At 41.2% G+C, this 23,448-nt stretch carries 26 protein-coding genes and 1 pseudogene; 10 read left to right on the plus strand and 17 right to left on the minus strand.

The window, feature by feature from the left end; translation table 11 throughout:
* Positions 1–293 precede the first annotated feature (293 nt).
* From ACFSVM_RS10005 to ACFSVM_RS10015, 3 genes are all read right to left on the minus strand, one after another.
* On the minus strand, positions 294–500 hold the full coding sequence (locus ACFSVM_RS10005) for a hypothetical protein (protein WP_379261818.1): 207 nt from the start codon (positions 498–500) through the stop codon (positions 294–296).
* 298 nt (positions 501–798) lie between these two features.
* Positions 799–1,329 (minus strand): SMI1/KNR4 family protein, encoded by a 531-nt coding sequence (locus ACFSVM_RS10010; protein WP_379261820.1) that lies wholly within the window; start codon positions 1,327–1,329, stop codon positions 799–801.
* Positions 1,330–1,360: 31 nt separating this feature from the next.
* Positions 1,361–1,711: an HNH endonuclease signature motif containing protein gene (locus ACFSVM_RS10015; RefSeq protein ID WP_379261822.1), complete on the minus strand. Its 351-nt coding sequence runs from the start codon at positions 1,709–1,711 to the stop codon at positions 1,361–1,363.
* 4 nt (positions 1,712–1,715) lie between these two features.
* Here ACFSVM_RS10015 and ACFSVM_RS25805 point away from each other — a divergent pair, with 4 nt between their 5' ends.
* Entirely contained in the window at positions 1,716–1,814 is a 99-nt protein-coding gene (locus ACFSVM_RS25805; RefSeq protein WP_449290221.1) for a sunset domain-containing protein, read from the plus strand.
* A 114-nt stretch (positions 1,815–1,928) separates the two neighbouring features.
* On the opposite strand, the gene ACFSVM_RS10020 is transcribed toward ACFSVM_RS25805, so the two are convergent.
* The 3 genes from ACFSVM_RS10020 to ACFSVM_RS10030 are packed head-to-tail and all read right to left on the minus strand — an operon-like array spanning position 1,929 to position 5,698.
* Positions 1,929–3,083 carry a Ger(x)C family spore germination protein gene (locus tag ACFSVM_RS10020; protein WP_379261824.1) on the minus strand — a complete coding sequence of 385 codons (1,155 nt, stop codon included), beginning with the start codon at positions 3,081–3,083 and terminating at the stop codon, positions 1,929–1,931.
* The gene (locus ACFSVM_RS10025; RefSeq protein ID WP_229387493.1) at positions 3,080–4,615 is read right to left on the minus strand and encodes a spore germination protein; all 1,536 of its coding nucleotides are present in this window, start codon (positions 4,613–4,615) and stop codon (positions 3,080–3,082) included. The genes ACFSVM_RS10020 and ACFSVM_RS10025 overlap by 4 nt, the downstream gene beginning before the upstream one ends.
* Positions 4,616–4,618: 3 nt before the next feature.
* Complete coding sequence (locus ACFSVM_RS10030) at positions 4,619–5,698, minus strand: endospore germination permease (RefSeq protein WP_379261827.1); 1,080 nt, start codon at positions 5,696–5,698, stop codon at positions 4,619–4,621.
* Positions 5,699–5,934: 236 nt separating this feature from the next.
* Between ACFSVM_RS10030 and tnpA the strand changes: the two genes are divergently transcribed.
* Both tnpA and tnpB read left to right on the plus strand, forming a co-directional pair.
* Positions 5,935–6,042 (plus strand): IS66 family insertion sequence element accessory protein TnpA, encoded by a 108-nt coding sequence (gene tnpA, locus ACFSVM_RS10035; RefSeq protein WP_379261829.1) that lies wholly within the window; start codon positions 5,935–5,937, stop codon positions 6,040–6,042.
* 189 nt (positions 6,043–6,231) lie between these two features.
* A complete protein-coding gene (gene tnpB / locus ACFSVM_RS10040) occupies positions 6,232–6,516 on the plus strand; it encodes an IS66 family insertion sequence element accessory protein TnpB (RefSeq protein ID WP_379262967.1) in 285 nt (94 codons plus the stop codon).
* Here tnpB and ACFSVM_RS10045 read toward each other — a convergent pair.
* Both ACFSVM_RS10045 and ACFSVM_RS10050 read right to left on the minus strand, forming a co-directional pair.
* Positions 6,503–7,348 (minus strand): AraC family transcriptional regulator, encoded by an 846-nt coding sequence (locus tag ACFSVM_RS10045; RefSeq protein WP_229387497.1) that lies wholly within the window; start codon positions 7,346–7,348, stop codon positions 6,503–6,505. The two genes, tnpB and ACFSVM_RS10045, sit on opposite strands and share 14 nt — an antisense overlap.
* Positions 7,349–7,460: 112 nt before the next feature.
* On the minus strand, positions 7,461–8,036 hold the full coding sequence (locus ACFSVM_RS10050; protein WP_079524004.1) for a recombinase family protein: 576 nt from the start codon (positions 8,034–8,036) through the stop codon (positions 7,461–7,463).
* A 180-nt stretch (positions 8,037–8,216) separates the two neighbouring features.
* On the opposite strand from ACFSVM_RS10050, the gene ACFSVM_RS10055 reads away from it, so the two are divergent.
* From ACFSVM_RS10055 to ACFSVM_RS10065, 3 genes and pseudogenes are all read left to right on the plus strand, one after another.
* Positions 8,217–8,789 carry a recombinase family protein gene (locus tag ACFSVM_RS10055; protein WP_379261832.1) on the plus strand — a complete coding sequence of 191 codons (573 nt, stop codon included), beginning with the start codon at positions 8,217–8,219 and terminating at the stop codon, positions 8,787–8,789.
* A 43-nt stretch (positions 8,790–8,832) separates the two neighbouring features.
* Positions 8,833–9,306: pseudogene (locus ACFSVM_RS10060) on the plus strand (Tn3 family transposase); the annotation flags it as partial.
* 1,529 nt (positions 9,307–10,835) lie between these two features.
* On the plus strand, positions 10,836–11,042 hold the full coding sequence (locus tag ACFSVM_RS10065) for an AraC family transcriptional regulator (protein ID WP_076314053.1): 207 nt from the start codon (positions 10,836–10,838) through the stop codon (positions 11,040–11,042).
* 85 nt (positions 11,043–11,127) lie between these two features.
* Here the strand turns inward: ACFSVM_RS10065 and ACFSVM_RS10070 are convergent, their stop codons facing one another.
* Both ACFSVM_RS10070 and ACFSVM_RS10075 read right to left on the minus strand, forming a co-directional pair.
* On the minus strand, positions 11,128–11,943 hold the full coding sequence (locus ACFSVM_RS10070) for a sugar phosphate isomerase/epimerase family protein (protein WP_379261834.1): 816 nt from the start codon (positions 11,941–11,943) through the stop codon (positions 11,128–11,130).
* Positions 11,944–11,966: 23 nt separating this feature from the next.
* Positions 11,967–12,710 (minus strand): phytanoyl-CoA dioxygenase family protein, encoded by a 744-nt coding sequence (locus tag ACFSVM_RS10075; protein WP_379261836.1) that lies wholly within the window; start codon positions 12,708–12,710, stop codon positions 11,967–11,969.
* A gap of 179 nt (positions 12,711–12,889) precedes the next feature.
* Between ACFSVM_RS10075 and ACFSVM_RS10080 the strand changes: the two genes are divergently transcribed.
* A complete protein-coding gene (locus ACFSVM_RS10080; RefSeq protein ID WP_379261838.1) occupies positions 12,890–13,750 on the plus strand; it encodes an AraC family transcriptional regulator in 861 nt (286 codons plus the stop codon).
* 731 nt (positions 13,751–14,481) lie between these two features.
* Here ACFSVM_RS10080 and ACFSVM_RS10085 read toward each other — a convergent pair.
* Together ACFSVM_RS10085 and ACFSVM_RS10090 are read right to left on the minus strand one after the other, a co-directional pair.
* Positions 14,482–15,369: an aldo/keto reductase gene (locus ACFSVM_RS10085; RefSeq protein ID WP_379261840.1), complete on the minus strand. Its 888-nt coding sequence runs from the start codon at positions 15,367–15,369 to the stop codon at positions 14,482–14,484.
* A gap of 379 nt (positions 15,370–15,748) precedes the next feature.
* On the minus strand, positions 15,749–16,666 hold the full coding sequence (locus ACFSVM_RS10090) for an alpha/beta hydrolase (RefSeq protein WP_076314046.1): 918 nt from the start codon (positions 16,664–16,666) through the stop codon (positions 15,749–15,751).
* Between the two features lie 165 nt (positions 16,667–16,831).
* Between ACFSVM_RS10090 and ACFSVM_RS10095 the strand changes: the two genes are divergently transcribed.
* The 3 genes from ACFSVM_RS10095 (at position 16,832) to ACFSVM_RS10105 (ending at position 18,430) form a co-directional block, all read left to right on the plus strand.
* Positions 16,832–17,374, plus strand: a complete 543-nt coding sequence (locus ACFSVM_RS10095) for a TetR/AcrR family transcriptional regulator (protein WP_076314045.1) — start codon at positions 16,832–16,834, stop codon at positions 17,372–17,374.
* 217 nt (positions 17,375–17,591) lie between these two features.
* Positions 17,592–17,981, plus strand: a complete 390-nt coding sequence (locus ACFSVM_RS10100; RefSeq protein WP_379261843.1) for a VOC family protein — start codon at positions 17,592–17,594, stop codon at positions 17,979–17,981.
* A gap of 32 nt (positions 17,982–18,013) precedes the next feature.
* Positions 18,014–18,430, plus strand: coding sequence for a MerR family transcriptional regulator (locus ACFSVM_RS10105; protein ID WP_379261845.1), 417 nt, complete (start codon positions 18,014–18,016; stop codon positions 18,428–18,430).
* Between the two features lie 293 nt (positions 18,431–18,723).
* Here the strand turns inward: ACFSVM_RS10105 and ACFSVM_RS10110 are convergent, their stop codons facing one another.
* From ACFSVM_RS10110 to ACFSVM_RS10130, 5 genes are all read right to left on the minus strand, one after another.
* On the minus strand, positions 18,724–19,476 hold the full coding sequence (locus tag ACFSVM_RS10110) for an SDR family NAD(P)-dependent oxidoreductase (protein WP_379261849.1): 753 nt from the start codon (positions 19,474–19,476) through the stop codon (positions 18,724–18,726).
* 521 nt (positions 19,477–19,997) lie between these two features.
* Entirely contained in the window at positions 19,998–20,645 is a 648-nt protein-coding gene (locus ACFSVM_RS10115; protein ID WP_379261851.1) for a GNAT family N-acetyltransferase, read from the minus strand.
* Positions 20,646–20,701: 56 nt separating this feature from the next.
* The gene (gene rsgA, locus ACFSVM_RS10120; RefSeq protein WP_379261853.1) at positions 20,702–21,808 is read right to left on the minus strand and encodes a ribosome small subunit-dependent GTPase A; all 1,107 of its coding nucleotides are present in this window, start codon (positions 21,806–21,808) and stop codon (positions 20,702–20,704) included.
* Positions 21,809–21,844: 36 nt separating this feature from the next.
* Complete coding sequence (locus ACFSVM_RS10125; protein WP_379261855.1) at positions 21,845–22,456, minus strand: TetR/AcrR family transcriptional regulator; 612 nt, start codon at positions 22,454–22,456, stop codon at positions 21,845–21,847.
* Positions 22,457–22,644: 188 nt separating this feature from the next.
* Entirely contained in the window at positions 22,645–22,995 is a 351-nt protein-coding gene (locus tag ACFSVM_RS10130; RefSeq protein ID WP_368665075.1) for an S-adenosylmethionine decarboxylase, read from the minus strand.
* Positions 22,996–23,448 lie beyond the last annotated feature (453 nt).

Consider the following 23,448-nt stretch of genomic DNA (forward strand, 5'->3'; position numbering starts at 1 on the left):
ACTGGTGACATCCAAGGGCTTAGCGTATATTTTCGTTAAAATGTTGGCGGGACCCCTAATACTGAGCAGCGATGTACAAATTCCATGTGTGGCCAATCGGAATTAAAAAACCTGGCATTAATCATGCCAGGCTTCTTCAGGTTCATGAATAGCTTCATTGTCGTCTTCATCCAAATAATCACATTCTGAGATACAAGCAAATAAATTGTGTTCATTTTCTACAAGTTCATGACCACAGCCCGGCCAGACTCTTTACATTGGATACCCATCTCTTTATAGTGTCACTTGAATAATTAAATTTTCTCCAGTTCGGACCAGGTATCGTTTATGGCTCTTACTGCTGTGTCCTCATCGTCACATACTTTAGTGTAGTGCTGGTTGAAACCACCTTCAGTTGTAGCTACTGCTGCGAGAGATGCCATCCATTTCCCGTTATCCAGTTCCCCAATTGCACCTATAAACTCACTACCTTTAATGAGACCTGTCCTTACAACTTTCATGTCGATCTCCTCCTCATTTCCATGATGTCTTACCTTTCACATTCTTAACAGTAATGAATTTTGGTATACGGTATTTAATGAGATCCGGAGCTGCTCCGCAATAAAATAATTGATGTAAGTATTACAGGTTTTAATCTTTGCATATCACACAATAAAATTTATGTATTCTTTATTAATTACATCTTTCTAGATATCGTTAAAATTTTTTTCCTACATATTATAGTTGATTATTTTCAATCTTTTTTGATCCTTCGCTTCATAATAATTAAAAGAGCAGCCAATGATGGCTGCTCCAATCTTATAACCAATCCCAATATTTATTTCCTTGGCATACTATAAAGCGATCTAACCATGTTTGAAAGTCGCAATTCAAACTTCTCATATATTCTAAAGGTGAATAACAATCATTAACATACATGTAGGTTGGTTTGCCCTCAGACGCTTCTTTAAGATTAATGAAGATATAATCCTGTAGAATATAAGCGACATTTAGTAGTTCAGGTTTCTCATATGTTGAGTCAATAATTTCTTTCTGTGTTAACACTTCATTTAAGCCATATATATCATGTTCAGAGCCATCTTGAGAATGCTCAAAAAGACGACAACCATCAGTAGTACTTAGAAAATCCTCGTAGTCAAGCGGCAGCTTAAATTCTAAGTTAACTAAAAGCTTTGAAGCGATTATATCAGTACTTACAGGACTATTGAACTTAAACGTGTACATCTCTTCAATACCATCAATATTATAGGCACGTTCCCTATAATTGATGTCTCCTGTTCGGGTAATCAAACCTTTAAGCCCCTTGTTGAAAGTATTGTATGTGCTCATTAAGTCAACATCCTTTACATATTTAATAGATCTAGTAAGCCACAAACCATGGGCTAACTACCGAACGATGATGATGTATAGGAATGGGTATTAAATTTGAATAGTCATTGGTTCCACCCAAGTTTCTAGGTCTCATATGATGGACCTCATTCAAGCTCCAATCATAAACATTGGGATATGTTTTATTGAACCAATCCTTGTATTTGTTGCGATCAGTAGTAGTCCATGAAATAGGGGTTGTTCTAGCCCAATCGGCTCTTGCTGGTTCTTTCATTACTTTAGCAGAAGCGACGTCAGTGTATATAGGGGTACCGTCAGGAAAATGCAGATTTACAACGTTAAGGAAATTATAATAGAAAAAAGTCCAATTTCTCAGTATCATAAAAATTTATCATACAGCAGATTCACCTCGGTATGAACGAACTAAGTCAGAAGTCATTTTTTGTATGCGAGCTCCTTTATATTTAGTAGTGAGCTTTCCCTAATTGGTAATTGGAAGTAATGGGTGATATACAAGCCTTTCTGTATATCACCCATCATTTAATAAGGGATCACCTAGTTTGAATGTGTTAAAACACCCTAAAATTATAAGTTTAACATTAATATCCGTCTTGGTACTTCAACTTTCCTGAGTTAACTAAATTAACTTTAACTTTTAAATGCTTTATACTATGTTTATTTAAGTAAAACGAGCCTGCTTTCACTTCTTCTTTCCATTTACTTGGGTTTTGGCGATATAATGATTCCCCTAATCTGTAGATATCTGAATTTATTTCTATTCCTTTTTCAAAGGAGTTTAGAATTTCTAACTTTATAATATCTTCAGTTTTTGTAACCAACTCTTTATCATTAATTTCCTTGATTTTCTCATTGATTCCGGCTTGCACCTCAACTGTAATATTAAAAAGTATTGGTTTACTATTCATAATAGGGGTAATGGTAATCTTAGGTTTCTCTACCACTACTGAAACAACAGCGCTATCATTCTCAACAATCCACACAGGAGATCGAACGGTTTTTTCATCCATCCATCTTAGACCGTTTAAATCAGTCTCAGAAAGCCAGCCTTCTAGGCGATTATTTCTTATGAAAAAAGCACCATCATTTCTTAATAATGGTGATTTTTTTGATTCTTCTTTCCAGTTTTCCGTCGAAATTTTAACTGATGGAATTAAAGCTGTTTGTCCCATTGGATCGCTATCTCTAATAAATTGATGAAACTGTTTAGGTTGTATATAAGATCTCTGTTTATAGCTTTCATATGGTTCATGGAGAATGGTTGACAATCCCGACAATGTAAAAAACGCTTTTGTTTTAAGTACATCTTCTATGGGTTCCTTTGTAGCATATAAGAGAATATTATAGCGTATTTCTCGGTATCGATTAATAAAATCAATCGAATCTTTAATATCTTGTTTTAGGAGTTGTTCACTCAAAATTAGCGTAGAGACATGTCCCCAAAAAAGTCTTTGTTGTGCATCTTTATATAATTGATTTAATGCTTCCGTAATTGTAATGCCTTCCCCTCTTCCTATCCAAACTGGTGGTTGTTTATCAGGTCTTGCCCCTTCTAACTTAGCAACATTAGAAAAGTCAAGTAACTGAGCATAGGCTATATATTTTCCTTCTTTAAAATCTATACCAAGAGCTGCTACATAATAAATATCTTGTACTTCTTTAATATTCCAGCATCCAGATAATATTGTGCTAGACAAGAGTATCATGGTTATTAGTTTTAGTTTGTTCAGCTTCACTCTTTCCCTTCTCCTTCATCAGTTTTAGAACTATCATTGGTCCGAAGGTAACTTACTCTATGCCCATAACTTCTCCACGGTAAGCGAAATAATGCCTTGAAAAAATCAGAACTAGATTTTGGGAAAACCAAAGCTAAGTAAGGTATCCCAAAGGAACGCAATCTAGAAAGATAAAGAACGATTACAAATCCCCCAAGCATAAAACCATATAACCCCATTAAAATTGAACATAATAGTACAAAGCCTCTGAGTATGGATACTGCTCCTGCTAGTAGTTGGTTTACTAGGGTATATCCCGCAATAGCAGATAAAGCAGTAATAACAATCACAGATGGGGAAATAAAACCCGAACGGATTGCAGCATCCCCAATGATTAGTCCGCCTACTACTGAAAGGGTTTGACCAAGTGGGGAAGGTAATCTTTGACCAGCTTCACGGAACATCTCAAAAAGAAACAAAACAATTATAAGCTCAAGTGGTGCTGGAAATGGTAGACCTGATCTTGCAACAGTCACAGTCGCAAGAAGAGGGAAAGGAATTTGATCTTGGTGATAAGCAAGTAATGCCATCCAAAATCCGGGTAGGAAGACAGCTAAAAGAAATCCAACCCACCGATAAAAGCGTGCAAATGATACAGTTAGAAAATTAAAGTGGGAATCTTCTGCAGCTTTTATTAAAAAAGTTATAGTAACAGGAGCGATAATAACAATTGGGGAGCCATCAATTATAATCACTACTCTACCTTGCAATAAGCATTCCACTGCAAAATCAGGTCTGGCTGTATCACCACAAAGAGGAAAAATAGATAAAGATTGTTTCGATACCATCTCTTGAATTTGAGTTGAACTAACTACGCCATCAATATCAATTAAAGTTAGACATTCTAGAATGTTATTTAGTATCTCTAAATTAACTACATCTTTTAAATATAATATCCCTATTTGAGTTTGAGTCCGTTTACCTAACGTCAATGTTTGATAAGATAAGGTGGGATGTCTTAATCTTTTTCGAATAAGTGCCACGTTTGTTGAAATATCCTCAATAAAATTGTCTCTTGGCCCACGAATGGATGTTTCGTAATTAGATTGTTCGGTAGAACGGTTTGGTTTATTTGATGCACTAACAGAGAAAAAGGTAAACGACTTAGGAAAATACAGAACTAAATTTCCATTAAATATTTCCAAAGAAATAGACTCGAACCCTTCACTCACTTCTAAAGGTGTCCATTCTAGGTCTTGTTGATATTTATCAATTTCTTCTTTTAAGAAACGGTATTGATGTTTTTGAGCTATTTTTTCTAATTGAGGAATAATAAATTGATTAATTTGTTTTTTGTCCACTAAACTCTCGCAATAAATGAAAAAGGTCTCTATATCACTATCTTCACTCCCGATTTTATGGAGAACTACTTTTACATCTTCACTATTTTGATATGTTGAACGTATTTTTTCCTCATTTATAATTGGATTAGGTTTATAGATAGTATATTTTCCATTCCCATTTTTTTTATTATTCTGTTCCCCTCTTCTCAAGGATTATCTCTCCTTTAATCTTTTTAGAAAAACTAAAAATCCTAATACTAATGAAAAGAAAAGCAGAAATAAAAAAGATAAATGAAAATAAACATTTTGTAAAAAACGAACAAATTCAATATCACTCATAGGAAGAAGAACAGCCACAAATGTAATTAGTGAACTGATTCCTATTAATACATTCCTTTTTTTCTCGTTTTTAAATGAAAATAATTGTCCAATAATATATAAACCAAAACTTATCCTAATAAATCCACCTGATAGCCATTGGTAAATTGAAAAGAAATCTACATGTTCAATATACTTTCCTATTTTCAATAATCTCCATTCTTCGTAAGCAGGATACCTCTGATTAGCAGCCTCTTCAGGTCCAAAAATAGCAATAGAGCCCAATAAAGGGCCAAGCGTTAAGCAGATCAACACTAACCCAAGAATAATAAAACTCCGTGACTTGATATTCATTTTTAAATTATGTTGAATAAAAAAAATTAAAGTCACTTCTAGCAGAGAACCTAAACTGTAGACGATTCCTTTAATAACGGGTGTCAATCCATTTTCAAGGATAGGAAATATTTGAGAATAATCCTTATGAGGAAGATTAAGACTCATAACGAAAAAGCCCAATGCAACAACAAATACTAATAAAAAACCTGACAGAATAGATAAGGTTGTAAAATTAGATGTTGCAGCAAAAAAACAGATAACTAAAAATAAAATAGCTAAAATGGGCGCAGGACTTTGTGGAAAATAGGATGTAACTGTCCATACAATCATATCTTTTAAGGTAACTCCAATAAATAAGAGAATAAACATATACATTAATAAACATAATCCCTTTGCAACAATATTCCCAAAGTGGTTATTTAACCATGAATACAGATGTGTGTGGTCTAACTTTTTCATAATAAATCGAATAAAAAGTAACCATCCCAGAATGAATCCCCCAGATAAGAGGACAGAAATCCATGAATCTCTCCTCGAGATAGCTAATAACATAGGAATCACCATAACGTGATTCATTAAGCCAATACTCATCATAAACAAAACAAATACTTGTGAAAAATTCGCTTTATGTTGTTGCATTGTTAAACCTACTAACTTAGTTGGATTTTATAAAGAATAAACTAATCACATCAAAACTAATTGGCAAGGATACTAAACGGTATTTTCTCCATTTATTAAGAAATTATTCATATAACACCTCATATTATAAGTGTAAGCCTCTACCTTACCCACATGTTTGGCATTTTTTTATATGCGATAATCTCCTAAAGATCGAATTCTAAGGAGGTTTTGCGATGAATAAATCTCAATTATGAATGGAATGGGGACAACGGATTACCAACTGTTTGGCCAGCGGACAAAGTGCTTCAAAATGGTGTGCTTCTAATGAAGGAAGCATTCATCAGTTCTGGTATTGGAAATAAAGCTTAAAATGACTCAGGATACAAGTGATAATTCACCTATATGGTTGACATTAGAAATGGACGATTCTTTCGAAAATCAAGATTAGTGGTAGGGGGTGGTCAAGCTTCTTTAGATGTTGAACCTGAATGCGATCCAAAGTTACTTCCAGATGTAGTAAGGACGCTTCAATCAGTATGTTGAGACCTTCAATGATTGAAAGTGTCTATCTCGAACGAGGTAGTACGAATATGAGGAAATCTATCGACGGATTAGCTATTTTGGTTCACGTGGAGTTTAATCTAGACCCATTTTCATCAAGTCTATTTGTTTTTTGTTGCAATAAGGGTAGCGTCATGAAAATGCCGATTACAACAATAAGGAAATTCCAATATAAAAAGCCTGATTTCTCGTCAATTAAATTGAGAAATTTGGCTTTTTTGTCACTCCATAAAAGTCTTCTATTATTGGAGAATATGTATATTACTTCGGGATAACAGGGACCCAGAGTTCGTGTCTTGGTTTATGCTTCTGACCGTAATAACATTCTATACACGGTAAATTTGCAAGTTCATACTCGGAGGTAGGAACCCACTCGGAATATAAACGTTTCCATGCATCCACTATGTTCGGAAAAACTGCCCATGTACCTGCGGGAATAATAAGCGTCTCCATATTTTCTGGGGATTCCCCATCGTATCTTACGCCCATGAAATAGGAAAATTGTTCATCTGTTATGGCGGCTTCTTTTCCGCAAACCCCCAGAAGGCTTTCAAGCGTGCATTTTGGATTTTCCCATGACATATCTACTAGTTCTTGCATAAATCCATCTTTTTTAGCAGTGTTCCAAAGCGTAGGGATTGTTTTAAATGCTCTGCTTGTTTTTACTGGCTTACTTTTTCCAACAATTCTTAAATCAAAATCAAGGTTTTCAATTCTGTAGTCCATCTCGTTATCTCCTTTAATAGAAATTTGAAAGGAAATTCTGGGAAAGGCTTTTAACTGTACCCCTCTATTACGAGCATTGGAAGGGGTTACTCCATGCATTTTTTGAAAGGCACGTGAGAAAGTATCAGAAGAAACATAACCATATTTAATTGCCACATCGATAATCCGAATATCACTTTTTTGAATTTCAAATGCTGCGAGTGTTAACCGTCTACGTCTAATATATTCTGATAGCGATATACCAGAGATTGAAGAGAACATTCTTGAAAAATGAAACTCAGAACAATTAGCTGCTTTTGCAATCTTTTTGTAGTCTATTTCTTCATCCAGACTATTTTCAATGTAGTTTAACGCATTGTTCATTCTTTCTAGCCAATCCATAAGTTTAATCCCTTTCAATATTTACTATAAAACAAAATAGATAATAATTGCCGACATTTCATGCCTAAAAATGTTGGTGAAAAAATACACCTTTTGATAGAATCAGGACAAACTATTTGTTTCCTTCCGATAGCTTTCTATATAATGAAGCCCTAGATACATTAGTAATTTCGCAAATTTGATTTACAGTCATACCGCCTTCTTTATATAGTTTTACTGCATAATTCATTCCTGCGTGATTTTTATGATATTTCTTTAACCGGCCTTTAAACTTGCCTTCTTTCTTAGCCAGCTCAATCCCTTCACGTTGACGCATACGGATAAGATCTCGCTCTAATTGATTAACACCAGCCATTACCGTAATTAAGAATTGACTGTAAGGATTATCTTCTGATAAATCTAGCCATGAATCCTTGAGTGATTTTAAGCTCGCCTTTTTACTTCGTATTAAATCAATCAATTCAAATAAATCCTGCGTACTTCGAGTGATCCGAGTTAAGTCTGTAACATAAATGATGTCGCCTTCTTGTATATCCTCTAACATCTTTTGAAGTTGCTTACGATCTTTTGTTGCTCCGGAAACTTTTTCTTCAAAAATAATATCCATTCTGATTTCGTTCAGTTGCTGAACTTGCCTTGAAGGATTCTGGCTAGTTGAACTGACACGTATATAACCAATTTTCCGCAAAATATCACCTCATTTTTTGAGACAAGTCTTATGAGACGCTCTTAACTATGATTTTATCAGTCTCCTACACTTGTATCAATAGAGTACACCCTATTGATAAGATTTTGTCTCCTTGATATTATTAGGTTGATAGGCTCTCAATAACACCTATCAAAAATACATATTAAAAGAGGACGAAATATGATCTATGGATATGCCCGGGTAAGTACACAAGACCAAAACCTTGATACTCAAATCGAACAACTTACAAAATTCGGAGTAGACGAAATTGTAAAGGAGAAAATCAGTGGTGTTTCTAAACAGAAGCAACAATTGGATGAACTTCTTTCCAAGATTACAACTGGTGATACCTTAGTTGTAACTCGAATGGATCGTCTTGGTCGAAACACTGTTCAGTTGTTGCAGCTGGTTGAACAGCTTCGTGAAAGAAACATACATTTTGTTATCCTAAACTTAGGAATTGATACAAGAACACCTACTGGTAAATTCTTTTTAACAGTTATGGCAGCATTTAGTGAACTGGATCGTGAAATGATAAAGGAGAAGCAGCGTTCAGGAATTAAATTGGCTAAACAAAAGGGCAAATATCGAGGAAGAGTAAAAAAATATACAGATAAGCATTCAGGAATGAACCATGCTATTGAATTACGAAAAACGACCGATAAAACTGTAAAGGAAATTTGTGCAATTACAGGAGTTAGTCAGGCAGCGTTTTATCGGAAGTTAAAGGAAATCGAAAAAGATACGTTATAGGAATTGGAAATTTTTACACATGTGGCCCCTCAATCCTCGAATCGTTTCCGTACCCCTTATTATGGGGAAACTAGGCTCTTATTCAAGACAAAATAGCTTAGCCACAGCCTTGCGTGAGATGGGACGAATAGAAAAAACGATCTTTATTTTGAATTACATTTCGGATGAATCATTAAGAAGAAAAATACAAAGAGGATTGAATAAAGGAGAAGCCATGAATGGATTAGCAAGAGCTATTTTCTTTGGAAAACAAGGTGAGCTTAGGGAGCGAACCATACAGCATCAATTGCAAAGGGCCAGTGCCTTAAACATAATCATTAATGCCATCAGTATATGGAATACCTTACATCTAACAAAAGCAGTTGAATATCAAAAACAGACTGGTAGTTTTAATGAAGATTTGTTACACCATATGTCACCTTTAGGTTGGGAACATATTAATTTGCTAGGAGAATATCATTTTAATTCGGAGAAAGTGATCTCATTAGATTCTTTAAGACCACTAAAACTTTCTTAACGTTGTTAAAAATGGGGGAATCGTCAGGAAAATAGGCTTAACGTTGTAAATCCGCATTTTCCTGACGGTACCCCAATAAGGGATCACGCTACGTTAGGTTCAAGCAAGAAATTTCAGGTCACGTATATTGAGGAGCACTTGACAGAGGACTTTTGATCTTAACAATGTTGCGGAGCTCACAGGCTGTAGTGCGCACCAGTTCGGGCGGGTTTTTGCTTAGTCGTTGGTATTCCATTAACGGAATATATTCGAAACCCTCGTCTATCACTAGCCGTGTTAGATCTTCAGAGTGGAAAGGTCAAAGGCATCGAGATTGGCTAATGTATGGATATGATTCACCTGAGTCATTTGCCCGTTCTTTTCGCATAAGGCATGGCCTCTCTCCTCGTGAAGCTGCATCCAGTTGCGCAAGATTAACTATGTATCCCCGTCTCTCCTTTCAAATCTCAATTCAAGAAGCGATGAATATGAAGTATCGAATTGATGTATCCCCCGTTAGATATTTAACTAATCGGCAATAGGAACTTGTACCAATAAAATACGCTAAAATAGCGACTTCAATAGGAATATGTTCTTGCCCCCGACACATAAGCTAAACCAAAATTCCAAACTTAATGTAACCACTCAATGATTCTTCAGTTCCTCTGTGAATATTAGCTTAAGGCTACGTTATTAATATAGTATCCTTGTGTTTCCCACGAGAACTCTCTTTGTATATACATATCCTTTATCTTTTGCACTGGCTCACCAAACTTACATCTTAATGATGACAGCAGTTCATTGTAACTCTTACCATCATATATATATCCTGAGTAACCATATGAATCTGATAAGTATATAGGGTTTCCCAAGAATTTTGAGAATTCTCTTCAATCTCGTCTTATTTCTACTTGAATGTCAGGATTTCTTAAAAATTCTACCCATTCTTTCATTTCTTTGAATCTCACAAAGATATGGACTTATAAGAATAACAATATCATTTAATCCAATTAATCCTACAAAACCATATTCTTTATAATGTACCTCTGGCTCATCACAATAAATTGAGACTCAATCTAGAGCTGAATGGCTCAATGTATACTCGTTCCAGTCTTTTAACATTTTATCCTTAAAAGAATTTACATGATCAAAACTTATCATATTATTTTTGAATATAGCAGTGAAGTTTGCTCCCATATTTATTTCCCCTTATTTACCAGCGGGCAAGCAGCGAGCTGAGCCCGGCTCATGCGCCGGACTATCCGCATCCGCCCTGGCACGCGCAAGCGGCCAACGCTTATATGTCCTCCAATCCGTCTGTCACGCGCGATGTCTCCGCAGGATGCTACGATGCAGGCGATTTCGGCAAATATGTCAATGACGGCGCTACGGATATCTGCTGTGGGCCTACGAGACGTTTCCCGATTCCTTCTCGGATAACCAGATGAACATTCCCGAGAGCGGCAACGGCATTCCGGATATTCTGGACGAGATGAAGCAGGAGCTGGACTTCCTGCTACAGATGCAGGATACCGCGTCGGGCGGCTTCATTGCCGGAGGGCCAGCAGACGAACAGCCTCATCTTCGTCAAGGACGGCGACGGCACGTCGTCCAACGTCAAGCCGACTGCGCCGAAGGCCGATGCGGCGGCAGCGTTTGCCGACCGTGTCGGGAAGCTCCATCCATCGTACTTCAATCAGCTGTTCAAGAAGCATAAAGGGATCACGCCGGTCGGCTATCGCAAGGCGCTCCAATAGCGGGAGCCGGCCGGCTATCGCGCGAACGACTAGAGAAACGGCAAGCCCCGGCAGCGATGACCGCTGCCGGGGCTTTGTACGCAAGTTAAGATTTCGAAACCATTTTCTTCGCTTCGCAATGCTCGAGGACCCGTTCCGACATCCAACGGTTGACCTCCCACAAATTCGCGACCGGCACGTTCGTGAACGGCAGCGTAGGCATGTACCCCGGAGGGCCGAATTCCGCGGTGAACGTGGCCTGCGCAGCGCCTTCCGCTGCCTGGCGGTTCAGAATGGTGCGCCACCATCCCAAGTGCAGTTCCAGTTCTTTGCTATACTCAGGGGCACCGGGATGAGGCACCTGCGGCCCTTCGGGAAAGCCGACCCTGGCATGAATGTGAATGGTTCGTTCCATCGCTAGCGAAAGCTGCTCTTCCTGGTCTTCCAGATAAGATTCGCAGACGTTCATCCAATGGCTGAAATCGGCCGTGATCCTAAGCTCCGGAAACTTCCGCAGAATCCGGGCCGTCGTCCATGGCGTAAACATCGCCCGCTGCCGGTGCGTCTCATGGCCGACCGCAATCCCGAACTTTGTCTCCGTCTCCAGCGCCGATGCGAAGAACCGGTCCTGTTCGTCTTCGCTCATGCAGTCGCGCGCGCTGTGGGACACGATCTTAACTGGTCCGAACCGGGCAGCCTGCTCCACCTGCCTGTAGAACGAATTGGCATGATCTTCGCCCGTGAAGACTTGCGCGATGTAGGCGAGACCGTAACGGTCGAGCAGCTCTTGGAACTTCTCTTCCATGCCGGCAGGAGGTAAGGCCGCCTCCACGCCGGCGTAGCCCGCCGCGGCAACCCGCGCGAACTGCTCCTCGTAATTGCCCTCCATCCCCCACAATGCTTTGAAGCTTAATAATTTCATGCACGATCTCTCCTTGGGCCCAATTAGTATAGCGGGTATTTCTGCCGCAAATCCTCGCGGTGAAGTACGTTGCTATCCTCGCGGATATAGTGGCACACGTACGAGCGGCGCCAGCGATCGAGGCTTCTGTTCTTGTTCGAGGAATGAATGAGCAACTCGCTGAAGAACAGAATGTCGCCCTTCTCCATGACGACCGGAATTTGCCTGCTCGTATCGACGCCCTCGGTCTCCTCCGTCCACGATTCGTGTTCTTCGAGGTTTCTGACTGCGCCATGGGGCAGCAGGCCGAGCTTGTGCGTTCCGGGCATGACCCACAGACAGCCGTTCTCCTCGTCGACCGATTCTTCCATCGCCGTCCACGCCGCGATCATCGTCATCGGATCGTTCTTGATGTAATAGTAATCCTGGTGCGACGCTTGCCCCGGGGAACCCGGCTCCTTGTAGAAGTACATGCTCTGCACGCATACCGCTTCCTTCCCCATCAGCTGCGCCAGCGCCCCCCTGACGACGGCATGCTTCATCAGCTGTCGGGAGAAGCTGTCATGCTTGTGCGGATTGAACAGGCGAAGCGAATATTTCTTGCTCTCTACCACGGCAGCCCATTCCGGCATCGGGGATTGGTTGCGAATATCGTAGATGTGTCCGTTAAAGGCATCAATCAGATCTGCGCCCATGCCGTTCTTGAACAGAAAATACCCCTGCTCCCTAAAAAATTCGACATCTTCCTGGCTTAACGGTTGAAGCGGCGGCGCATAGGTCTTATTCATCGCGATTCCCTCCATGAGCAATAGGTTTTCTTGCTAGGAACAGCTTACCGCAGCCATGCCGTCGCAACAATGACTGCAATTATCAATTATGTGTCTGATATTGACATCGATCGTTCCGAGGCCCTAGAATAAAGCCAACATGCACCCCATTTACGACATTTCAACCGAACGGAGCGTCGATGATGCCTGAAGAGCTTCCCCTTCAACTGGACCATATTTGTTCGGTCATTGCCGGGACGGTCGTCTATCCGCCTGGCGGCCGCTTCGGTCCGCGCATGCAACAGGACATTCAGCTGGTCATGCTGTACACCGGTACGATGGAGGTCGTCGTCGACGATCGGACGCTGCGCATTCAGCCCGGTCACGTCGTCAAATTAATGCCCGGACACCACGAAACGTTTAAGTTCGCGGAGGAGGAGGAAACGTGGCATCGGTGGATTGCCGTCCATGTGCACCATTTATCGGAGGAAGCGCTGGCGTTCGTGACCCAATTGCCCGTCGTCCTTCCCTTATCCGAGGAGATGAACCGGCTGACCGATCTTCTGCTGTCACTTCAGCACAGCGCGTTGCCGGACGATCCGTTGCTTCGCACCTTAGGCTTGGCGGCGCTGCAGCTATATCCGACGGAACGCAGGCTCCTGTCCGACCGCGAGAAGCATGCCTCCGTCTACAGAGCCATTGCATGGATGAAAGAACGCTATGCCGACGAGATCGCCTTGTCCGATCTGGCGGAACAAGCCGGCGTCTCTTCTGAGCATCTCGTCCGCTTGTTCCGGCAATACGAGAACGACACCCCCATGCGCTACCTGTGGAACTTGCGAGTGAAACGGGCGCTGGACCTCCTTGTCCACACAGGGTTGACCGTCACCGAAATCGCTGAGCGCTGCGGCTTCAAGACAAGCCATCATTTCTCCAGACATATGAAGCAAGCGACCGGCCTGACCGCTACCCAAATCCGCCACAACTCCTGGCAGGGACTGCGCACGAGCAAGCTTCGGCATCCGGACATATCCATGAAGAAGGAAGCCCCGCGCGAATGAGCAGGGCTTCCTTCTTATGAATCGGACCGAAGCAGGCGAACTTAATCTGCGCGCTTGCCGGACCGGATTCGCTCCCGGTATTCCATTTGGTAGCAAAGATGAACTTGTCCGAATGACTCTTATCGATCTCATGAATAAAACCATGAACAAGTACATATCGAGGTGTCGAGGAGTTTTACAAGGAGAGGACGATTCCTTTTTTTATTAATTTGATCGAATTAGGTAAACAAGAAGGTTGTATCGACCCGAATCTTTCAATGGAAGCGGTATTGTTTTATATTCAAATGTTTAAAGAAGTGCTGGCTCGACCAGGATTTATAGCACAATCTAGCACGTCGATGCTTCAAGATATGGCTCGCCTTTTTTACTACGGATTGATTGGAAAACCGCGGATTACCGGAATCGAAGAGGACGTGGACAATTTAGTGTGAATGGTGAAACTTCACCCGAATCTCCACACATAACCAGTCTTTTTTGGGACAACAAATCTCAAATGAATCATTCGTCTATATCGAGTCAGGGATTCGCCAGTAGAATCGTCGCATGGTCAATAGAAACATCTTTTTATTCGATCGCATTCAAACGAAACTAAATAACCAGTCGCCGATTCATTATCGACGACTGGCTGCATAACTTGAAAGGAGCTTTGATCCCTGTCTCAAACGAGGGTCAGTCCGGTTAGATACGGATTCTTTTTATCTTGTGTTTTAACTTATGTCTATTAAGCTCCCTTACAACTCCAGATCTGCCGCCCGGGCGTTCGCTTCAACCTGCTCCGGACTTTTGCATCCCGGAATGACGCAGCTAACGGCTGGATGCTTCAAACACCAGGCAAGAGCCCACGATGCCATGTCGACACCTTCTGGTACTTCGTTCTTCTGGATTTCACTCACCAACTTCAGCTTCTCGTCTATCTCTTCACGCTCGTGGCCCTTCCTGACATTGTCTTTGAACACGATGCCCGGCTTGTATTTGCCGCTCAGGTAGCCGCTGGCCAGCGGGACTCTCGCCAACACACCAAGATCCTGCTCCTGACATGATGGGAATACCCTCTCTTCCGGCTTCATGTCCAGACGGTTATACACAACCTGAATAGCCTTCGCATTCAACTCGGTAGCCTTGCTTGTCTGATACAGATTATCGTTACTTCCGATTGAGATACCGAGATTGCGAATTTTACCAGCCTGCACCTGCTTGTCCAACATAGTCCACAGCTCATCGTTATCGAACGCCTCATCCGACCCGGAATGGAACTGATACAAATCGATGTAATCCGTTCTAAGGGCTTTGAGGGATTCTTCAAGCTGAACACGAATCTGATCCACGCTCCAGGCATTTGTCCATTGCGCATGCCACTGGTGACCGAACTTGGTTGCAATCACCCAATCCTCACGCCGGTTCCGGGACATAAAATCGCCGATAAATTTCTCTGACATATGGTGAGGTCCGTAGCATTCGGCTGTATCAATCAAATTAATGCCCAGTTCTTTGGCCCGGTAGAGAATGTCATCGACTTCTTTCTGGGTATAATCCTTGCCCCAGTCACCGCCAAACTGCCACGTGCCCACGCCTACAACGGATACATCCAGTTCGGTCTTACCCAATCTTCTGTACTTCATTCTTCTCACCTCATGATTTGATATGTTGGTCAAGTGACCGGATTGTACAATCGGTATAGCACCTAACAGATAACGCTTTCATGATAAAGGATATCGGAAAATCTATCAATCTAAAGCATTTCCATTTTCTAATCCAAGAAGAGGTTCAGCTGGTCAGAGGTGACTTTCGATCGCATCGGTAGTCGCCTTTTTGGCATGGCTCCAATCGTCGTCGCCAGTTTAGCTCACGGGTTCTGAGCCCCAAGGGCTGAGACGTTCTACCCCGGCTCCCCGTAACATCCCCCTTAAAGAAAAAAGAGGTCAACCAGTAAAAACTAGCTGACCTCATAATACGAACGAGCAGATTTTCTTTTATGATTATGGCTGTGTTGCATGAATATTAAAGATTTTCTTTGAAGAAAGCACCTAATTTTTCAACGGCTTTACTTACTGGCTCTGGTCTGTCGTACAGGTCATAATGGCCTGCCCCTTCTATAACGAACAAATCTTTTTTCTCAGAAGCTGCTCGGTTATAAAGGTCATGACCGTCCTTGTATGAACCAAACGCTCCTTGTACGCCACCGACAATGATTTGCAAAGGCTGAGTCAGTAAAGTGTCTGCCAAGTGGAAGGCATCAAAGGCGATGATTGAGTCTACGCTTGTGAATTTCAATTTGTTCGGAGAGTTAGGGTGCTGACCCCTTGGTGTTCTGTAGTAATCAACAGCTTCTACTATGTCGAATTCAATTATGCCGGCCGCTTCTCTTTCTCTGTGACTGCTAGGCACCCATTGTGTAATAAGAGGATCGGCTCCGCGTGCTTCAGCAGTGCGTTGTTGGGCAACTTGCTCCAACATTTTGATGGGATCGAGTTCACGATATCCACGACCTATATTCGCGACGGAAACCGCACCTACTGCTTTGATGCGCCGTTCTGTCATTGCAGTATTTACAGCATATCCGCCTCCTGCACAAACACCTAACACGCCAATACGATTTTCGTCGACATAATCTAGTGTAGTTAGGTAATCAACCGCAGACCGAATATCCTCAACACGGGCAGCCGGGTATTCGGCATAACGAGGCTCGCCTTCGCTTTCTCCTTGATAGGATGCATCGAATACAATGGTTACGTACCCTAGCTCAGCAAGTTTCTGCGCATAAATTCCTACCGTTTGATCTTTACAACTGCTACCCGGATGAACACAGACAATAGCTGGGTTTTGTTTCTTTTCTTCAGCATGCTTTGGTATATTTAAAATCGCTGCTACTTTTAGTCCATGCGCCGGGAATGAAACTCTCTTTTTAATAACTGTCATATGTTTCATACCACCTTCATTTTTTATTACACTTGTGCGTGTTAAGCGCCTTGTGTTTATTTATAATATTGTAAATAAAGAGTTGATCCAATAACCACATTGTGAGTTATGGGTGTTAATTTACATTATGTTTTATGTGTGTACAAACTGAAGGAGGCTTTCAGTGTGGAGAAAATAGATCGAAGAATTGTAAAGTCTCGACAGGCGATTCAAACGACCTTTTTGCAAATGTTAGTTAAGGAAGGGTTCGACGAGATTACGGTCAAAAGTATTACGGAACAAGCCAATTTGGGTCGAAAGACATTCTATCTTCATTATGTTGATAAGTATGATCTGTTAGATAAGATTGTAGATGACCATATTGTTCAATTGCGAGAAATATGTGACCAAAAAAAAGATATGGGGATTATAGAGGGTTCGATAATATGGTTCTCTTATTTTGAGCAGCATAAATTGTTCTTTGCTTCTTTGTTTAAAAGTAAATACGCTTCTTCAATTCGCAGTAAGCTGTTATCGTTTACTACAGGTGAGATAGACAACAAGCTTCATAAGGATTCGCGTCCCCTTATTGATAGGAATGTTTTCTTGAAGTTTTTAGGAACAGCAACCATGGGAGTACTGGAGGCTTATGTACTGGAAGAAATAGATAGTGATATTGAAGGTTTAGCAACGCAAGTGGTGCAATTATATGAGAAACTTATGAACTAAAATGACCTGTTCCAACCTTCTCACGGAATTCTTCGAACATCTCTTTGAGTTCACATTTGTCGTCCGGCATTGAATACCACTTAATTCACGTAACTTGAGCGAATCTTTTAAGTTGACGAGTAACGGTTTCGAAAATTTCACTCTTGATCTGGAGTGTACTCCAAGTTGTATCATTATCAGTATGCAAGTAAATTCCACTTCTTGGAGGCGCGAAATAATGGGAGTTCAAAAACTGGAGCATGTAGGCGTAGTCGTGAGAAGCATCGACGAAAGCTCAGCATTTTACGAGAAAGTGCTTGGCATGGAGCTTAAAGAAATCCGTCAGCCTAACCCTAACGTACGTCTTGGATTTTTAGGTTTTCCCCGGGAAGCGAATCTCATCATCGAGCTGGTCGAAAGAACAAATTCAGAGCTGCCAAACGAAGGAACCGTGAACCATATTGCCTTTACGGTTGAGGATGTCGAACAGGAAGCAGCTCGGATTGCAGAGCTTGGCGTAGCTTTTATTAACGAAAAAATAGTAACATTGGCGGACGGAACCAGATTCATATTCTTCCAAGGGCCGGACGGAGAACGCTTAGAATTGTATCAACCAGCCTCTGCTTGAGTTAGAATAGGAAGATAAGGAGGTGCGGCATAGTGATCGAAATTCCTGAATCTGTAAGCTCCATTAAACAGGCATCCGAATTAACGGGGCTCTCCGAGGATACGATCCGCTATTACGAGAAGATTGGCTTGCTTCCGCATGCCGACCGCAAAGCAAACGGACACCGAACGTACAGCAAAAGCCAATTGGCGGGCATGGTTTTCTTAACGAGGCTCAAGGCAACAGGCATGACGCTGGAGGAGATGAAGTATTTCCGCAATCTTTACGAAGCAGGCGCTGCCTCTATTCCTCAGAGAGTCTCCATACTAATGGAACACAAGGAAAGAATTCAGAAAGAGATTGAACGGTTGATAGAGACGCAAAGAATTATTGATTACAAGCTCGACAATTATCATGAGATCGTTGTAAATCCCGACTTAAACAATACCGCCTGCAATCCCGCCGAATAGCAAGTATGAATAAGCTCCGAATCGACAAGAATAGTTTTTGCAATCCCAGATCGTTCATAACATAAGATCGAACCATCTCTATTAGCTTTTCGGTTCGACCTTTATCCCCGACTCCTACTGGACACTGAACAAAATGATTGACCATCACCCATTTTTCTCCAGACTCAATCATATCCATTGGATTGTTCATGATTAGCATTGCAACTTTTTGTGGTGTGAGTGTACGATATCATCGATTGAATATCTCCTTAAGCACTCTTGTCCAATACGGTAATCGGTATAAGTTCTTGCACTCATCTACCACCACTAACGGTAATGGTTTCTCGCAAAATATAATTTGATACATCTGATGCGAGGAAGCAGATGACTTCTGCTATTTCCAGTGGAGTTGCAGCACGTTTCATTGGGACGGAAGCTACTAATCGTTCGAGGCGGTTATCTTTAGGGGCAAACTTATCATGAAATGGTGTTTCAACCATTCCGGGGGCGACTCCATTTACAATAATCCCATATTCAATAAACTCCCTAGACATTCCAACTGTCATCGTGTTTACTGCACCTTTTGTTGAGGCGTAGTGGATACTTTCGCCTGAACCTCCAATACGAGCCGCTGCCGAAGAAAGATTAATAATTTTACCACTTTTTCGTGGAAGCATGTCTCTTAATACCGCCTGTGAACATAAGAGGATACTTTTTACATTCAACGCATAGGTATCGTCCCAAAGTTCTTCGGTCATATCCATGAATGTGCTCTGCTTAATGCCTCCACCAGCGTTATTTACCAATACATGAACGGCTCCATAAATCGAAATAACCTCTTGAACCATTGCCTCAACTTGGTCTTTCTTAGTAACATCTGCTTGGACAGCTATACATTCACCACCCAATTCTCGAATCGCAGTAACTGTTTCTGTTGCTCCCTTTTCGTTTGTATTGTAGTTGATGACAACGTTTGCCCCTCTAGAAGCCATTAATTGCGCCGTCGCCTGACCAATTCCAGAACTGGCTCCCGTAATGAGAACAATTTTCCCTTGTAAATCCTGCACAATCTCTACCTCCTGACTGTATTCTTTTTAATATTTGGATATTATTATGTATCAAGCGTGGGATGGAACATTTACCTTGCCTTTATTTCAAGATTACTGCCCTTTTAGTTTAACAATTAGTAAAAAATCAGTACATAATTTTTTACTCTTGTTTATCTAACCATAGGAGATACAATGGGAATATCCATTATGGTTCGTTGTATAGAGCTTTACTCCGTGCTGCACAACTCCAAGTCTAATTCACTTGCCCAGTGATCTGACTCGTAGTAGCTCCATCATGAAAACCTGATTTTTTTAACCATATGTTTTATTATAATCTCATTGATAATTTTTTCTGTATACCACTTGATGAAGCTTTCTTCCCACATAACCATAGCTAGCGAGCCCCACCTAGTCGAGTATATTGAGGTTTTTTCTTCATGCAGTGATCACTTCATTTCCTTGTTTTTCTGCCCGTCCGTTAGGCCGCCTAAACAGAAAGCCCGCTCAGGGAGCGGGCTCTTAAAATAGATCTTCTATACTTATTTGTACTCCTGCTCATCCAATTCACTGGCTGCTTGCTCAAATGCTTTTTGATGGGGAAGCGAAAGCTTTTCCATCGGTGGAAAAGTTGCTTCAAAAGCTTCCAGCCCGTTTTCATCTGGATACAAACCATCGCTGAATTTAATTGTGCCGGTCACGTCGTCCAGCGCACCATCATAAAGGGGCAGGGCCATGACCCCCGTATAAAATTTTCCATCCGGCATCGAGATATTATATTTTTTTGTGCCAACAAACCCGTACGGTTTGTAATGATAGGGAAATCCACCAAGCACGATGGCCCGATGTCCTTGTTTTTTTGCGCTTCCTATAGCATGGGTTATCAATATGCGACCAAGTCCTTGCCGATGCCGCTCCGGTGTGATGGAGACGGGCCCAAAGGAAAGAACAGGGATTTCTTCACCACCAGGGGTTATCACCTTTGCTTGAGTAAAATGAATGCTGCCAATGATTTCGTTATTCTCTTCAATGACAAAAGACAATTCGGGCATATAGTCCTCGTGGCTGCGCATGGAATGTACAAGATAATGCTCAGTTGCACCGGGGAAGTACAAGTTCCAGAATGCTTTGCGGGTGATTTCCTCGACCCGCCGATAATCCTTAGGTTGTTCGTTACGTATGTTAATCATAGTTGTTCCTCCTTCTGTAAGACAGTTCAGTTGATCCATCTTATTCTTTCGCTATCTCATCTTTTTTTTACATTTTTGATGAATCGTTTCATTTCATCCTTGCCACCGAACATTCTGTTGATTTTCTCGTTTTCAAGCTGTCGGGCACTTAATCCACTATAGGACATTTCTCGTTGTAACTTTTTATAGCTCGCAAACCGTTTTTCGGATAGGGTCTCATTTTTAAGAGCTTCTCTGATCGCACAACCCGGCTCTGTTTCGTGAGAGCAATCGCCAAATTTGCATCGGGCAGCAATTTCCTCAATGTCTTCAAAGGTTTTTGACAGGTTCCCCGTATAGATCTGTAGCTCCCGCATACCCGGCGTATCTATGACTATGCCGCCGTTCGGCAATAGCAGCAGTTGTCGATGCGTTGTGGTGTGTCTGCCCTTTGCGTCATCTTCCCGTATCGCTTTTGTTCTCAGCACATCCTGCCCCATAAGGCGGTTAATGAGCGTAGATTTGCCGACGCCTGATGAACCGATAAACGCGATTGTCTTTCCTTGCCCTACATAAGTGCTAATTTCATCCAGCCCATCCCCGTTTTCCGACGAACAGGTAATTACATCCACGCCCATGCTCACGGAAGCAATATCCGCCAATTTCTGTGGCAAATCATCGCACAAATCCGACTTCGTCAGGACGATAACCGGAGTTGCCATACTATCCCAAGCAATCGTTAAATATCGCTCAATTCGCCTGATATTAAAATCTGCATTGAGCGACATGCAAATGAAAATGGTATCGATATTGGCTGCAATAATCTGTCCGGCGTTCTCGGTACCGGCAGCTTGCCGTGACAAAACGCTTTTGCGGCGCAGGATGTGATGAATGATTGTTTTGCCGCCCTTTGCATCTACTCGGTCAATCATCACCCAATCCCCAACGGCGGGAAAGCTAGTTTGGTCATCTGCGTTGTAAGCGAATTTTCCTGATACACTGGCATCGATCTCGCCGCACTCACTGATAACTTTGTATAACTCCCGGTGTTGTTCAGTCACTCTGGCAATAAATAAATCGATGTACGTAGCACCTTCCTGTTCAAAGCGTTCATTTAGTCCGTAGTTTTTCAAATTTATATTCACTGGGTTCAAATCCTGTCTTATATATTCGTCGAGTAGCATACCTAACCCCATTTATAGCAGCTTAGTTTTATCCTGCTACGTAACGTTTCTTTTCAAAAACTTATCCACATGCTCCAAAAAGAGAACCGTTACTTCATCTTTATTAGTGAGTTCATCTGAAATGCTTATTAGTAGATAAAACGGAGCATAAAACTCAATTGCAAGTTGCTTTGGGTTACTGATATTTAAAATACTTTGATCCATCATTTCTTGAAACAAGTCTTCAATATAGCTGACTGGGCCACTCGTTAAGATCTTTTGATATAAATCAGCCATCTCAGGGCTTCGATATCGCTCAAGTGTCAGCATTCTCCGAAAATCACTTGCAAATTCATCCTCTGTCCAAAAGTGAAATTGAGATTCAATGAATCCCTTTATTTTATCGATAGAAGCGTTGCGATAAGTCATCGGGGCTTTATCAAAGGTTTCATCTGGTAATTCATATTTTTGTGCACGCTCTATGTCTTTTTGGTACATACGATCCACAATACAATCAAATATATCTCGCTTGTTTTTATAATGCTTATATAATGCACCTTTTGACATTCCTAGTTCTCCTGCTATGGTACTGACAGAAACAGCCTCATAGCCATCTTTTGCAAACAGGTGCAATGATGTAATCAGTATTTTTTCTTTTGTATCAATCATTAATGCAACCTCCATTGTAGTAAACGATCGTTTACTAATTGTAATTATAGTGAACGATCGTTTACTTGTCAATGAAACTCTCAATATGAATAACATCGATTACTATCTGATTCGAAAAACTTTGATCATTTTCATCGTGCCCTAATTGACCTTGGGTTAATGTTTGTTCGATAAAAAGTACTGGTTGTTTACAACTTACTAGATTTTATGCCTCTTATGAGTTCTCTACAGTTATTATATTTTGCCTCTAAAGATGAATACAGGTGCTGAATTGCTAACTTTGGTTGAACATACCTCCCACATGTGTATATATCAATACTTGCATAACCGTTCGCGTGGCTGGAACCCTTTTCCGCAAAGCTTTCACTTTCCCTATCGCTTGAACGGTAGGGATGCCTAGCTTCCTTACGCCGCTCCCATCGGGTTTGGAAATCTCTCTTTACGCCGCACTGGACTTGGATTGAATTGCCTTCCCGGATGCTTCGCAAGAGCTCGTCTCTATTCTCTCGCAGCCACGGCAGTGCCGCTTCGACGGTCATCCCGTCAATTTCCGGCACCCCATGATTGCTTCTGACCTGCTTGTAGGCTTTATTCAGATTGTCTCTGCTTAGTATCTTTTCAAGTAGGTCGTCTGCAACGTCCCTTTCTCCGAAGATGCGTGCTTAGCTGGGCACACTCTTAAAAAAAGGAGCAGCTGCCCGGCGGCAAACTGCTCTACACTGTTTTCAACTAACGTGTCCCGTTAGTTTAATAACACCTTATAAAATTTAATTAATGTATTATTGATTCAAAAATTCTCTATCTTACTAAATGCCTTTTATGATGAAATCTTATCATATTGTAAGGAATTTGTGCTCATTGATAAAGGCAAATATTTGTTTAGTTGCGATTGATGAAGGAACAACTTCATTGAGAAATTTGAGGAATATATATTAAGCATTATAAATTAAAATAAGTATTGTATTTGCTAAATTATGAAACTACACATGAGG

Origin of the sequence: Paenibacillus shunpengii, assembly GCF_042684905.1 — a bacterium.
Lineage (GTDB): Bacteria > Bacillota > Bacilli > Paenibacillales > Paenibacillaceae > Paenibacillus > Paenibacillus shunpengii.

Bases quoted from the DNA above. Each gene is read 5' to 3' on its own strand.
- tnpB (WP_379262967.1), top strand. From the start codon at position 6,232: ATGATTGAAAGTGTCTATCTCGAACGAGGTAGTACGAATATGAGGAAA.
- ACFSVM_RS10070 (WP_379261834.1), bottom strand. From the start codon at position 11,943: ATGAAATTATTAAGCTTCAAAGCATTGTGGGGGATGGAGGGCAATTAC.
- rsgA (WP_379261853.1), bottom strand. From the start codon at position 21,808: ATGCTACTCGACGAATATATAAGACAGGATTTGAACCCAGTGAATATA.
- ACFSVM_RS10080 (WP_379261838.1), top strand. From the start codon at position 12,890: ATGATGCCTGAAGAGCTTCCCCTTCAACTGGACCATATTTGTTCGGTC.
- ACFSVM_RS10075 (WP_379261836.1), bottom strand. From the start codon at position 12,710: ATGAATAAGACCTATGCGCCGCCGCTTCAACCGTTAAGCCAGGAAGAT.
- ACFSVM_RS10030 (WP_379261827.1), bottom strand. From the start codon at position 5,698: ATGCAACAACATAAAGCGAATTTTTCACAAGTATTTGTTTTGTTTATG.
- ACFSVM_RS10045 (WP_229387497.1), bottom strand. From the start codon at position 7,348: ATGGATTGGCTAGAAAGAATGAACAATGCGTTAAACTACATTGAAAAT.
- ACFSVM_RS10010 (WP_379261820.1), bottom strand. From the start codon at position 1,329: ATGAGCACATACAATACTTTCAACAAGGGGCTTAAAGGTTTGATTACC.
- ACFSVM_RS10055 (WP_379261832.1), top strand. From the start codon at position 8,217: ATGATCTATGGATATGCCCGGGTAAGTACACAAGACCAAAACCTTGAT.
- ACFSVM_RS10115 (WP_379261851.1), bottom strand. From the start codon at position 20,645: ATGATTAACATACGTAACGAACAACCTAAGGATTATCGGCGGGTCGAG.
- tnpA (WP_379261829.1), top strand. From the start codon at position 5,935: ATGGAATGGGGACAACGGATTACCAACTGTTTGGCCAGCGGACAAAGT.
- ACFSVM_RS10005 (WP_379261818.1), bottom strand. From the start codon at position 500: ATGAAAGTTGTAAGGACAGGTCTCATTAAAGGTAGTGAGTTTATAGGT.
- ACFSVM_RS10090 (WP_076314046.1), bottom strand. From the start codon at position 16,666: ATGACAGTTATTAAAAAGAGAGTTTCATTCCCGGCGCATGGACTAAAA.
- ACFSVM_RS10130 (WP_368665075.1), bottom strand. From the start codon at position 22,995: ATGACCGTCGAAGCGGCACTGCCGTGGCTGCGAGAGAATAGAGACGAG.
- ACFSVM_RS10125 (WP_379261855.1), bottom strand. From the start codon at position 22,456: ATGATTGATACAAAAGAAAAAATACTGATTACATCATTGCACCTGTTT.
- ACFSVM_RS10085 (WP_379261840.1), bottom strand. From the start codon at position 15,369: ATGAAGTACAGAAGATTGGGTAAGACCGAACTGGATGTATCCGTTGTA.
- ACFSVM_RS10015 (WP_379261822.1), bottom strand. From the start codon at position 1,711: ATGATACTGAGAAATTGGACTTTTTTCTATTATAATTTCCTTAACGTT.
- ACFSVM_RS10100 (WP_379261843.1), top strand. From the start codon at position 17,592: ATGGGAGTTCAAAAACTGGAGCATGTAGGCGTAGTCGTGAGAAGCATC.